This window comes from Psychrobacter sp. 1Y6 (genome assembly GCF_052258385.2).
GTDB lineage: Bacteria > Pseudomonadota > Gammaproteobacteria > Pseudomonadales > Moraxellaceae > Psychrobacter.
Window position 1 is genome coordinate 1480862 of sequence record NZ_JBQQEW020000001.1, and the last position, 12959, is coordinate 1493820.

Consider the following 12959-nt stretch of genomic DNA (forward strand, 5'->3'; position numbering starts at 1 on the left):
AATTTTGCTATAACGCTGTTTTGCTGTCAGGCTTTACGTTTTGATATTTATATTGGTTAGCATAGAGGTTTGTTATAACGTCATGATAATAAAAAACGCCCTGTTAAAAGCCATGTTGCTAACCATCACTGTCAGTTGGATACCGAGCAGTATCGCTGCACCTATCACGACGACCGCGCTTGGTCACAATAGCCCTACTGAGTACATCAATGCACCTTACTTACCTTATGCCAATCCAAAAGCGCCATCAGGGGGCACGCTTTCTTTAGATGCTCGTGGTACGTTTAATAGCGCCAATAAATGGATGACCACGGGTGTGGCGATGATTGGCACAGACTATCTGTATGATACTTTGATGACTGGTTCATTAAATGAAGCTTTTACCATGTATCCGCAGCTGGCAAGTAAAGTGACATATGACCCAGATGATACGAGCTGGATTATCTATCATCTCAATCCTGATGCTCGTTTTTGGGATGGGTCGGGTGTGACCAGTCGCGATGTAAAAGCGACTTTTGAGGCGATATTGAACAAAGGCCCCATGTATATTCGCAGTTATCTAAGTGATGTCAAAGACATTCAAATCATTAATGATCAACAAGTAAAGTTTGTCTTTGCCTCTGCTGACAACAAAGAGATTTTACTGACCGTTGGACAGTTCCCTATATTTGCCAAGTCTTCCATTGATACCGATTTTGAGAAAATCAGTCTGTCGCCATTGATGGGTAGTGGTCCTTATAAATTGGGTCGCGTCGATGCGGGACGTTCGGTAAGTTATATACGTGATCCCAATTATTGGGGTCGTGATTTGATGGTCAATCGTGGCCGCTACAACTTTGATATGATCAAGTTTGTTTATTATCAAAGCGATGAGATTGCCTTTGAAGGTTTTAAATCTGGTCAATACCGTTTTCGCCCCGAAAATAAAGCATCGAACTGGGTGACTGGGTATAATTTCCCCGCAGTGAAAGCAGGGCTTATCCAAAAAGAGACGATAACCAGCCAAAATCCAGTACCGATGCAAGCGTTGGTGATGAATATGCGACGCCCAATCTTTCAAGATATCAAAGTTCGTCAAGCACTGACGGCTGCTTATGATTTTGAATGGATGAATAAAACCCTATTTCACGGTCAATATGAACGCTTGCAAAGCTTTTTTCATGGCTCAGAGCTTGCCGCAAGGGGTACGCCATCTGGTGCAGAGATGCAGGTATTGACGCCGTTATTATCTGAGCTTGAACCGACACAGCGCCAAGCAACATTAGCAGAATGGCAGCTACCCACCAGCGACGGTAATGGCTTTAATCGTCAAGGATTATTAGAGGCGCGTAAGCTATTGTTAGAGGCTGGGTTTTATTATGAGAATATGAAACTATATCAGCCTGATGGATCGCTTGCCCAGATTGAGATTTTGATGACAGGCGAGACCATGGGCCGTGTATTGTTACCTTATATTCGCAATCTAAAACGCTTGGGATTTGATGCAACATTGCGCCAAGTCGATGGGCCGCAATATTATGAGCGTATGCGCCGTTTCGATTATGATATGGTCGTGGACGTATTTGCCCAAAGTCTATCTCCTGGTGCTGAACAAGCGGCATTTTGGGGTAGCGCTGCTGCTGACGAGCCGGGTAATCATAACAGTGCTGGTATCAAAAATGCTGCCGTCGATAAGGTCGTTGCTGCTCTTGGTAATGCTAAAAATCGTGACGAGATTGTACTGTATACGCAGGTGCTAGATCGGTTATTGCGCGCAGGACATTATGTCGTACCGCTATACGGCAAGTCTGGCACCAATGTCGCTTACTGGGATCAGTATCGTCATACCGAAAAACTACCGACCAATGCTGTTGGTATCGATTACTGGTGGGTGGATAAAGAGGCAGAAGGGCGCATTGATAAATATTTAAAGCAGTAGACATTTTTTACTATAAAGTTTGACCCGATAATAACTCACAGCTGAGCATATATGCTGCTTTTATCAAATATATGCTGCTGTTATCAAATAACACGTAACAAAAATAACTACCGGTAAGGATTTGACATGAGTATCCGTATTCACCCAATCAAAGCATTTAGCGATAACTATATCTGGACATTGATCAATGAAAATAATAAGCAGGCGATTGTCGTTGATCCAGGTCAAGCCCAGCCGGTCATTGATTATCTAGAGACGCATGAGCTCGAACTAACCTCGATTTGGACGACTCACCATCATCACGATCATATCGGCGGCGTCGCAGAGTTACAGGAATCGTATCCGATGACTCATCTGGTTGCACATAGTGAGCATGGTGTCGATGAAGATCAAACTATCAAAGATGGCAGCACGGTGAGCGCATGGGGCTGCTCTGCGCAAGTCTGGGATGTATCAGGGCATACCGCTAGCCATATGGCCTATATCTTAGATATAGATGGGCAAAAGCACTGCTTCTGCGGTGATACGTTGTTTAGTGCAGGTTGCGGGCGTGTGTTTACTGGTACGATTGAGCAATTGCATGAGAGCTTTAAACGTTTGAACGGCTTGCCTCATGAGGCGCTACTGTATCCTGCGCATGAATATACAGCGAGTAATCTGCGTTTTGGCCTGTCTATTGAACCTGACAACGAAGCAATGCAGCAAGCATTAGCACGAGCAGAGGCGCAAACTGAACAAGGCATGGCAACGCTGCCAGTGACACTAGAGCATGAGCGCGCGGTAAATGTGTTTTTACGTACACAAGAGCCAAGCGTAATCGAAGGAGTAAAATCCAAAATGTCTATCGATGATGAAAAGTCATTGACAATATTTGCAGCGTTACGTGAGCTGAAAAACAACTTTTAAAGCAAGTTTTTAACAAATAATTTGCTTTTAAGAACCTCTTTAACACACCGCAATTCGCTGCTGAACGTCATTGCTATCTCTCTTTACTTAGGAAGTCGCCATTATGGGTCGTTATATCTTAAAAAGACTACTACTGATATTGCCGACACTATTTTTGATATTGCTTGCCAACTTTGTGATCGTACAGGCGGCACCAGGCGGGCCTGTTGAGCAGCAGCTGGCACTTATCGAACAGGGCGCAAAAGATAATGCGCTTGGCGGTAATATTGGTGCGGGCAGTGCAGGTGGCAACGACAGTACTTATCAAGGCACGCGTGGTCTCTCTGAGGAGATGGTCGCTGCAATCAACGCTCAATATGGCTTTGATAAATCTGCTCCAGAGCGGTTTTGGCTCATGTTAAAGAACTACGCTCAGCTAGATTTTGGTGAGTCTTTTTTTAAAGGGCAGTCGGTGACCGATCTTATCGTAGAGAAGTTACCAGTCTCGATATCGCTTGGGCTGTGGAGTACGTTGCTCATCTATATGATCGCTATTCCGCTAGGCGTCTATAAAGCGATGCATCATGGCTCAGGCATTGATAAAGCCACGGCTATGCTGCTTGCTATAGGACATGCGATACCTGTGTTTGTCTTTGCAGTGATTTTACTGGTTTTCTTTGCAGGTGGCAGCTATTGGAATATCTTTCCATTACAGGGACTGACGTCCGAAAATTTTGATCAGCTAAGCGCACTTGGTAAAGTGAAAGATTATTTTTGGCATTTGGCGTTACCGTTACTGGCAAGTACTGTAGGCGGTTTTGCGGGTTTGACCTATTTGACTAAATTCAGCTTTTTAGAGGAATTAGGCAAGCAGTATGTACTGACCGCACGCGCTAAAGGCTTAGGTGAGCGTCAAGTGCTATACGGCCATGTGTTTCGCAATGCGATGTTGATTATCATTGCAGGTATTCCAGCCGCTATCGTTGGTATCTTCTTTGCGGGTAATTTTTTGATTGAAATTATCTTTAAACTTGATGGCCTTGGTTTGCTAGGTTTTGAAGCCATTCAGCAACGCGACTATCCAGTGATATTTGGCACGCTATTTATCTTTACCTTAGTGGGGCTGCTACTGCAATTAATCAGTGATTTGAGCTATCACTTAATCGATCCTCGTATTGATTTTGAGGGGCGCTAATGTCAAATAATCAACCTTCATCAAAGAGCAGTCCTATTAATAGCGAACCAGATAAAGCGCCAATGCTTGAGCAGCTATCTACCACAAAAAAGCAACGCTTAAACCCTATATGGCAAGCGCGTTTAAATCGCTTTCGCCAAAATCGTCTAGGGGTGATATCGCTGTTTGTTTTCGCAGTGATATTTGTCATCTGCATGGCGGCTAATGTCATTGCCAATGACAAACCCTTACTAGTGCAGTATCAAGGCGACTATTACTTTCCGGTATTAAAGGCCTATCCTGAAACGACGTTTGGCGGTGTATTTGAGACCGAAACCAATTATAAAGACCCTGCAGTGCAGTCGCTGATTGATGAGCAAGGGTTTTATATAATGCCGCCTATCCCGTTTGCCGACCAGACGCCGAATGTCGAGCTTGGTTTGCCTTATCCAGCAGCGCCCAATGCCCAGAACTGGCTTGGTACTGATGATATGGGGCGTGATGTGCTGGCACGGATACTTTATGGTATGCGAGTGTCGTTACTGTTTGGTTTGGCCTTGACGCTTGCGGGCGCACTGATTGGGATTATCGTTGGTGCGGTACAAGGCTATTATGGCGGCTGGGTAGATCTGGCAGGGCAGCGATTTATGGAAGTATGGGGCGGTATGCCTCAGCTGTTTATGATTATTATTTTGGTCAGTCTGTTTAGTCCTAGCATTATTATGCTGTTTGCCATGATGCTGTTGTTTGGCTGGATGGGTCTAGTTGGTTTGGTACGGGCAGAGTTTTTGCGAGCCCGTAATTTTGACTATGTGCGTGCCGCGCGTAATCTCGGTGTTTCGGACAGCCAAATCATGCTCAGACATATCTTACCTAATGCATTAGCTTCTAGCTTGTCGCAGTTACCATTTATTCTAACGGCTAATATTATCGCTTTGACTGCGCTGGATTTCTTAGGATATGGATTGCCGCCTGGCTCGCCGTCTCTTGGTGAGCTAATGGTACAAGGTAAAAACAACCTTGATGCACCTTGGCTTGCTTTGTCAGGATTCTTTAGTTTGACCTTTATTTTGTCATTGCTCATCTTCGTTGGCGAAGCACTGCGTGACGCGTTTGATCCGAGGCGTTCTTAATATGATTAAAAATATTATCGCCACCAAGCAAAACAGCGCATTAAGTCAAAGCCCTAATCGTGCACAAGATAAGCTTATGCTAACTGTAGATAGTTTAAGTATCACGACGACTACAGGTGTCCAGTTGGTCGATGCGCTGTCTTATGAGCTAAGACAAGGGCAAACTTTGGCTATCGTTGGTGAGTCAGGATCTGGCAAATCGATCGCCAGTCTTGCGTTACTAGGTCTGCTACCAGAGAATTTGACGATTAGGGGTGAGGTTCAGCTGGCAAGCACAGCAGGCATGTCTCAACTACCGATAGCGAATGACAAAACACGCAATGCGGCATTACGTGTTATTCGTGGGCAGCGGATCGGCATGGTTTTTCAAGAGCCGATGACGGCATTAAACCCACTACATACGGTCGCGAAACAAATTGCTGAATCGTTGCGTCTAGTTGGCGTAGCTAAGAAGCAATGGCGAGACACCAGCATCGCTTTGCTAAATGATGTCAATATTGCAGATCCTGCTGACAAGTTGAACCGTTACCCACATGAGTTATCAGGTGGTCAGCGCCAACGAGTGATGATTGCCATGGCATTGGCTCAGCAGCCTGATATTCTGATTGCTGATGAGCCAACGACTGCGCTCGATGTTACCTTGCAGCATGAGATTTTGGCGCTACTAGATGATCTCAAACGCAAGCACAATATGGCAATGATATTAATCAGCCATGATCTCAATCTGGTCAGGCGCTATAGTGATGAGGTTATCGTTATGCGCCAAGGTCAAACGATCGAACAGGGTCAAACATCTTCAGTATTTGATCAGCCTAAAGCCGATTATACTCGCACACTTATCAAGCAAGACTTTGGGCAAGCATTAGCCATAGAAGACGATAACGCAGATAAACAATCAAGCGTATTAGAAGTGAAGCGTCTTAATGTACAGTTCCCAATTGAAAAAGGTCTGTTTGGTGGTACCAAGCGCTGGTTCGATGCAGTTAAAGATGTCGATATGACACTACAAAAAGGTCAGGCATTGGGTATCGTCGGTGAGTCTGGCTCTGGCAAAACCACCATTGCACTGGCGCTCAGCCAATTACTGAGCAACCAAGCACGTGTGAATGGGCAGATAGTGGTCAATGATCAAGATATCTCAGCATTGTCCAAAAAGGCGCTGCGTAATTTCCGCTCGCAGATACAGATGGTATTTCAAGATCCATTTGCCAGTATTAATCCGCGTATGACAGTCATGCAAATTGTTGAAGAGGGATTGCTGGTACAAGGTGTGGATAAAGTCGCCCGTCAGCAAGCGGTGCTAGATAGTCTGGCTACGGTACATTTGCCTTTAGCCTTTGCGCAGCGTTATCCACACGAGCTGTCAGGTGGCCAGCGTCAACGCGTGGCACTGGCGCGTGCACTTATTATGAAACCCAGTCTACTTATATTGGATGAGCCGACCTCTGCGCTCGACAGTACCACACAGGTAACAGTGGTCAGCTTACTGCGAGAAATCCAAGAAAGACTGCAAGTCAGCTATGTCTTTATCAGTCATGATCTCAAGGTAGTACGTGCACTGTGTCAGCATATCATGGTGTTAAAACAAGGGGTGTGTGTGGAATCTGGACGTACCGAAGATCTCTTTAATCATCCACAACATACTTACACTCAGCAACTGTTAAAGGCAAGTACTGACTAGTTTAAACGACTTACTGTAGTCACTGAGATTGATCAATCAAACTAAGCGACTAAAATAAGCGGCTTGGTATAAAATTGACACATCGCAGTTCATAATAATAGCGACATATTGAAAAAAGCAGTGGTACAATAATTTTAGAGAGCTGCCCATTTTATAATGCTGTGATACATATCTTTATACATTCTGGCGCTCGTAAATTAGTAATATTTAACTGGCTGGCAAAAACGGTCTTTAACGGTCTTTATTGCCGTTAAAACCATCATTAAAAAGGATTTTTGTGCTCATGAAAACACAAAACAGTATTACGAAATTGGTAAAGAACAACAGCTTGCAGCATGCTGGTTATTTGGCTGTTGCTAAGACTCGGGCGAAGGTATTAAAAGCAGTGTCTTATGTGATACCTATCAGAAGACCGATGTTATTCGTTGGCGAGACTGCCTGCGATGAGCTATGCGATATGCTTATCAATGAAGGCAATACCAATGTGTTTATCGTCACGGATACGGTGCTCAACGAACTGGGCATACCTGCGAAAGTCACTGATTATCTAGATGCGAAAAATATCAGTTATCACATCTATGACGGTATTACGCCAGATCCTACTTTTAAAGTAGTTGAAGAAGGGCTCCGTCAGTCTATCGGAGCCAATTGTGATTCTATCGTAGCCATTGGTGGCGGTTCAGTGATCGATGCTGCCAAAATGATTGCCATGTCTCAAGGCAACAAGTGTAAGCCCAAACAGCTAATCGGTATTCTTAAGGCAAGAAAGCCTGCGACCCCGCTATACTGCGTACCAACGACAGCTGGCACGGGTTCAGAAGCGACACTTGGTGCAGTAGTGTCTGATGACAAAACGCATCAAAAAGCATTGTCTATCGATCCAAGAATGGTACCGCTAGCCGCAGCGATTGACCCAGTTATCATGAAAGGCATGCCAGCCCATATCACAGCAGATACTGGTATTGATGTATTGACCCATGCACTAGAAGCATGGATGAGTGCCAATGCCAGCGTAGAGACAGATTACTATGCAGCCTCTGCCGTAAAATCTGTCATGCATTATCTACCACTAGCTTATAAAGACGGTGGCAATCTAAAAGCAAGAGAAGAGATGGGTATCGCCGCTCATTACGGCGGGATTGCTTTTAATAAAGCAGGTCTAGGCTATGTGCATGCTATCGCGCATCAGTTAGGCGCTTACTATAGTATTCCTCATGGCCGTGCCAATGCCATCGTGTTGCCTTATGTGCTCGACGTCAATCGCAAAGCGAGCAAAAAAAGACTGGCTGCATTGGCTAAAAGAACCGGTATGGTACAGGATGGTCAAGCAGATAATGGCGATAATGAGATAGCAGATCACCTTATTACGCAAGTTAGAGACTTGATTGCAGATCTAAATATTGACCCGACTGTTAATGGTATGCAAACCAGCGACTTTAATAATATTGCAAAGGCAGCTGCAAAAGAAGTCAGTGACACCTATGCTGTGCCAACCTATCTATCAGCAGCTGAAATCAAAGAAATTCTAACGAAGATTAAGCAGGCAAGTGACGAACGTGCTGATAGTAATAATGAAGCAGCGTCATAGTTTTTTATAGAGCTAGTGTTATTAAAATAAAAAAGTCTATTACTCTTTGGAGGATAGGCTTTTTTAATGCATTGAGATAACAAAGCTTTCGTCTTATTTCTATAGTTAACTCATACTAAAATATATAATCGTTATCAAATAATCGTTTAATTTATCTTGTAATTAAACTCAGTTGATAAAAAATATCTTAATAAACTGTAAATATATAACAGTATAGGAATGTTTCAGTGATACAAAAGCGTTAGGATGTTTAAAGGACATTACGCTTAGGAGATTTTCATGAACCGCATATTACCATCTAAAATTATAGGGTTAGTTATCATAGCGAGTAGTGCGATTTACGCAGGCTGCGCATCAACTGAAAACAGCTCTACGGTAAAGAATACAACTGCCGCTAACCCATATGCACCGACTACGCCAGGACTGGCAGTAGCTACAGTAGCGGGTGGGTGTTTTTGGTGTGTTGAAGCAGGCTATGAAAAAATCCCTGGCGTGGTGGAGGTAGTGTCTGGCTATACGGGTGGCACCGCTGAAAACCCAACCTACAAACAAGTATCAGCAGGTGGTACTGGGCATACCGAGGCAGCGCAAGTATATTATGATCCTAAGAAGATTACTTACAATGGCATAGTACAGGCGCTATGGAGAATCGCTGATCCTACTGATGATAAAGGGCAGTATGTTGACCGCGGCACACAGTACCGTCCAGCGATTTTTTATAACAATGCGCAAGAAAAGCAAATCGCAGAAGCGGCCAAGCAATCACTGCAAGAATCTGGCGTGTATGACAAACCAGTAGTAATCGAGATTGTACCTGCTAGCACTTTTTATCCTGCTGAAGAGTATCATCAAGATTACTATAAAAAGAACCCGATACGCTACAAAGCTTATACCTTCAATTCTGGTCGCTATCAATTTATCGAGAGTGTCTATGGTAAAAACTACGAGCTTGATTTTAGTAAGTTTACGCCCGAATCAGATAGCACACAGCAAGTGACGTCAAATAACACATCAGATAGCAAAGTAAGCAAAGGTTTTAACCCAGATACATTTGTAAAACCTTCACAAGATGCGCTAAAGAAATCGCTTAGTGATATTCAGTACAAAGTCACTCAAAAAGAAGGTACTGAGCGTGCCTTTGATAATGAGTACTGGGATAACAAAGAGCCTGGATTGTATGTAGACGTCGTATCTGGTGAACCACTGTATTCTTCGCGTGATAAATATAAATCTGGTACGGGTTGGCCGAGCTTTACTCGCCCATTGGATACGAGCTTAGTGGTTGAAAAGCCAGATCGAGGAATATTTGGGACTCGTACTGAAATTCGTAGCCGTTACGCGGACTCACACGTGGGCCATGTGTTTGATGACGGCCCAGCACCGACAGGCAAGCGCTATTGCATGAATTCAGCAGCGCTTCGCTTTATTCCACTTGCAGAGATGGAAGCTGCTGGTTATGGTGATTGGGTAGATGATGTAAAACCAGTTGGTTAGCATCAATTCTTGGTATGAAAAATGCTCACTACTGTCTAGACGGTATAGTGAGCATTTTTTTGTCCAATGCAATATTATTTCTATTTAGTAAAAAAAAGTGTTCTTCTGAAGTATTTTTTATAATACACTTACTGAAATGTATACTTTTAGTTAATTTTTTAATCAAAGTTTCCGTTACTAAATTGTGAAACTACTTCGAAGGACGTAAGCTATGTTGAAAAGATCACAAAGTATGGTTGCATCTGCAACAACAGCTATTTCTACTTGTAAAGAAAATCATAAAGCAAGTAAGAAAGCATCATATTTGGCAATTAGTATGTTGGCAGTTAGTGGTATATATCTAACAGCAGAAGCCGTAGCAGCAGATTGGACAACTATTGCCAACTGTGTAGTCAATGAGTTGGGAGAGCCTGGGGTTGATCCTGCTATTTGTAACGCACAACTGACAGAACTGACAACTGGATCCAAGGGCGATAAGGGCGACACTGGTGCTACTGGTGCTACTGGTGCTATGGGTATGCCTGGTGCTATGGGTATGCCTGGTGCTATGGGTATGCCTGGTGCTATGGGTATGCCTGGTCCTATGGGTATGCCTGGTATGGATGGCGCTAAAGGTGAAACTGGTGCTCAAGGTGAGCAAGGTCTTCAAGGTTTGACCGGTGCCAAAGGCGATACAGGCGCCCAAGGTGAACAGGGTATTCAAGGTTTAACTGGCGCTAAAGGCGATACAGGCGCTCAAGGCGAACAAGGTCTTCAAGGTCTTCAAGGTTTGACCGGTGCCAAAGGCGATACTGGCGCCCAAGGTGAACAGGGTATTCAAGGTTTGTCCGGTGCCAAAGGCGATACTGGCGCCCAAGGTGAACAGGGTATTCAAGGTTTGACTGGTGCTAAAGGTGAAACTGGTGCTCAAGGTGAGCAAGGTCTTCAAGGTTTGACCGGTGCCAAAGGCGATACTGGCGCCCAAGGTGATAAAGGCGACATCGGTCTAACTGGTGCTACTGGTGCCAAAGGTGATAAAGGCGATATCGGTCTAACTGGTGCTAAAGGAGATACAGGTGCTCAAGGCGATATCGGTCTAACTGGTGCTCAGGGCGTGAAAGGTGATACAGGCGAAGCAGGTAAGGATGCTAATATCAATGTCGCTATACAGACCTCTAATAGTACACTCACACCAGCCCAAGCAACAGGCAAAGATGCCATTGCAATAGGTAATGGCGCAGTAGCTGAAGGCAGTCAATCTATTAGTATCGGTGTAGGTAATTTGGTAACAGGTAAAAACTCTGGCGCGATTGGTGATCCAAGCACAGTCAGTGGTTCAGGCAGCTATAGTTTTGGTAATAATAATACGGTAACTGGCAATAACACAGTCGTTTTAGGAAATGGCATTAGTACTGCAGTCAACAACGCAGTCGTTGTTGGAAGTGATTCAACATCAACCCGTGATAACACAGTGTCAGTTGGCGCAGCAGGTAGTGAGCGTCAGGTGATCAATGTGGCTGATGGCACACAGAATACAGATGCAGCCAATATCAGACAGTTGAATACCGCAAAAATCAATGCTGTAACCGAATCTAACACCTATACTGATAACAAATATGATATTTTGAATAGCAGCTTTCAAAGCTATTCTAACGGTGTAAATCGTCGAGTTGATGATGTGGAAAAAACTGCAAATAGTGGTGTGGCGATCTCTTTAGCGACACAGCAGGCTATTCCTAATCTCAGCCCAGGTAATGTGGCTGTGTTTGGCGGCATGGGTCATTATGAAGGACAAAGCGCTGTTGCTATTGGTGCTGCCACTATGTTAGATAATGGTCGAACATCAGTCAGCGGTGCATTTGGTTTTGCTGATTCAAGATTTGGTGGAAGAGTTGGCGTGTCTTATATATTCGGTCAATAAGCATTTTTTAGTTCATTCCTATATTAACCTATTGTAATTACACAGTAGGTTTTACCTAAACAAAAAGGACGCATCATATGCGTCCTTTTTGTTTGGTTGTTATTTACAATAGCCTAATCAATTAACAGCCAATTAAAACGCTGGTTGACGTTTAGGAACCGCACCTAGAAATTCATTACGGGCTTGATTATTGTGTTGATATTCGCCAAGCATCGCGGTGCTACGCGTGGTTGAATGCTGCTTACTAACTCCGCGCATCATCATACACATATGCGATGCATCCATGACGACTGCTACGCCGCGGCAGCCAGTAACATCCATAATGGTCTGTGCAATCTGCTCACTTAGGTTTTCTTGTATCTGCAAACGACGAGCAAACATATCGACGATACGGGCAAATTTTGACAGTCCCAGTACTTGGCCGTCAGGTAAGTAGCCGATATGAGCGACACCATGGAACGGTAGCATATGATGCTCACACAATGAATAAAACTCAATGTTCTGTACCAGTACCAGCTCACGATTGGCTGATGGAAACACAGCATCATTGACCACTTCATCTATACTTTGATGATAGCCTTGGGTCAGATGGGCAAAGGCCTTTGCAGCACGTACAGGCGTATCTAGCAAACCCGGACGATCTAAGTCTTCGCCAGTTGAAGCAATCAGTTGGCGATAAGATTCGGTACTTTCTTTATAATCTGGGGTTATGATGGGGGTGTTACTCATAAGTTTGGCAGCCATCCAAAATGTGGGTGTAGCTTAACGTTGAATCCTATCATGTGAGGATTCTTATAAAAATTGTGCAAGCTGGGAAGGGCTGTGATTATACTCGAAATCTGCTGAACTTCATACTGCTGTGGCTAGCAGTTGAGTCTTTAATCAATAAAGGGGTGCTTGGTACTCAGTCTGAACGATTATAGTGTTAATATTCGAAGTGCGATTTTTTCATAAAATAAGCAAACTACTATAGCCTGAGTATTTTATCTTGAAGCGTTGATGCTAAAATGTATTCTAGTAATTCGCGAAAAACTCTCACTGTCTATACTATTTTAAGTGATAAGTTGCTATTGGTCATTTTGACATCATTAGTTGTTTTTATTAGTCAATCCAATAACAAGAACCAAATACAGTTTACGACTGTTTACTTAAATTAATTCGTGTATAATAACTCATCTTTTCATTT

At 43.8% G+C, this 12959-nt stretch carries 9 protein-coding genes; 8 read left to right on the forward strand and 1 reads right to left on the reverse strand.

The window, feature by feature from the left end:
- The first annotated feature begins 85 nt into the window (after window positions 1-85).
- From ACTXGF_RS19985 to ACTXGF_RS20020, 8 genes are all read left to right on the forward strand, one after another.
- Entirely contained in the window at window positions 86-1918 is a 1833-nt protein-coding gene (locus ACTXGF_RS19985; RefSeq protein WP_443534345.1) for an extracellular solute-binding protein, read from the forward strand.
- Between the two features lie 126 nt (window positions 1919-2044).
- On the forward strand, window positions 2045-2824 hold the full coding sequence (gene gloB / locus ACTXGF_RS19990) for a hydroxyacylglutathione hydrolase (RefSeq protein WP_443534296.1): 780 nt from the start codon (window positions 2045-2047) through the stop codon (window positions 2822-2824).
- Window positions 2825-2927: 103 nt separating this feature from the next.
- Window positions 2928-3998 carry a microcin C ABC transporter permease YejB gene (locus ACTXGF_RS19995; RefSeq protein WP_179798986.1) on the forward strand — a complete coding sequence of 357 codons (1071 nt, stop codon included), beginning with the start codon at window positions 2928-2930 and terminating at the stop codon, window positions 3996-3998.
- 62 nt (window positions 3999-4060) lie between these two features.
- Window positions 4061-5110, forward strand: a complete 1050-nt coding sequence (locus ACTXGF_RS20000) for an ABC transporter permease (RefSeq protein WP_443534347.1) — start codon at window positions 4061-4063, stop codon at window positions 5108-5110.
- Between the two features lie 76 nt (window positions 5111-5186).
- The gene (locus ACTXGF_RS20005) at window positions 5187-6791 is read left to right on the forward strand and encodes an ABC transporter ATP-binding protein (protein ID WP_443534349.1); all 1605 of its coding nucleotides are present in this window, start codon (window positions 5187-5189) and stop codon (window positions 6789-6791) included.
- 283 nt (window positions 6792-7074) lie between these two features.
- Window positions 7075-8379: an iron-containing alcohol dehydrogenase gene (locus ACTXGF_RS20010; protein WP_443534297.1), complete on the forward strand. Its 1305-nt coding sequence runs from the start codon at window positions 7075-7077 to the stop codon at window positions 8377-8379.
- Window positions 8380-8658: 279 nt separating this feature from the next.
- The gene (gene msrB / locus ACTXGF_RS20015; RefSeq protein ID WP_443534298.1) at window positions 8659-9873 is read left to right on the forward strand and encodes a peptide-methionine (R)-S-oxide reductase MsrB; all 1215 of its coding nucleotides are present in this window, start codon (window positions 8659-8661) and stop codon (window positions 9871-9873) included.
- 211 nt (window positions 9874-10084) lie between these two features.
- Window positions 10085-11773 carry a YadA-like family protein gene (locus ACTXGF_RS20020; RefSeq protein ID WP_443534300.1) on the forward strand — a complete coding sequence of 563 codons (1689 nt, stop codon included), beginning with the start codon at window positions 10085-10087 and terminating at the stop codon, window positions 11771-11773.
- 132 nt (window positions 11774-11905) lie between these two features.
- On the opposite strand, the gene folE is transcribed toward ACTXGF_RS20020, so the two are convergent.
- Window positions 11906-12502: a GTP cyclohydrolase I FolE gene (gene folE / locus ACTXGF_RS20025; RefSeq protein ID WP_185156591.1), complete on the reverse strand. Its 597-nt coding sequence runs from the start codon at window positions 12500-12502 to the stop codon at window positions 11906-11908.
- Window positions 12503-12959: the final 457 nt, after the last annotated feature.

Excerpts from the sequence above, each read along its gene's own strand:
- gloB (WP_443534296.1), top strand. The coding sequence starts at position 2,045 with ATGAGTATCCGTATTCACCCAATCAAAGCATTTAGCGATAACTATATC.
- ACTXGF_RS19995 (WP_179798986.1), top strand. The coding sequence starts at position 2,928 with ATGGGTCGTTATATCTTAAAAAGACTACTACTGATATTGCCGACACTA.
- ACTXGF_RS20000 (WP_443534347.1), top strand. The coding sequence starts at position 4,061 with ATGCTTGAGCAGCTATCTACCACAAAAAAGCAACGCTTAAACCCTATA.
- ACTXGF_RS20005 (WP_443534349.1), top strand. The coding sequence starts at position 5,187 with ATGCTAACTGTAGATAGTTTAAGTATCACGACGACTACAGGTGTCCAG.
- ACTXGF_RS20010 (WP_443534297.1), top strand. The coding sequence starts at position 7,075 with ATGAAAACACAAAACAGTATTACGAAATTGGTAAAGAACAACAGCTTG.
- msrB (WP_443534298.1), top strand. The coding sequence starts at position 8,659 with ATGAACCGCATATTACCATCTAAAATTATAGGGTTAGTTATCATAGCG.
- ACTXGF_RS20020 (WP_443534300.1), top strand. The coding sequence starts at position 10,085 with ATGTTGAAAAGATCACAAAGTATGGTTGCATCTGCAACAACAGCTATT.
- folE (WP_185156591.1), bottom strand. The coding sequence starts at position 12,502 with ATGAGTAACACCCCCATCATAACCCCAGATTATAAAGAAAGTACCGAA.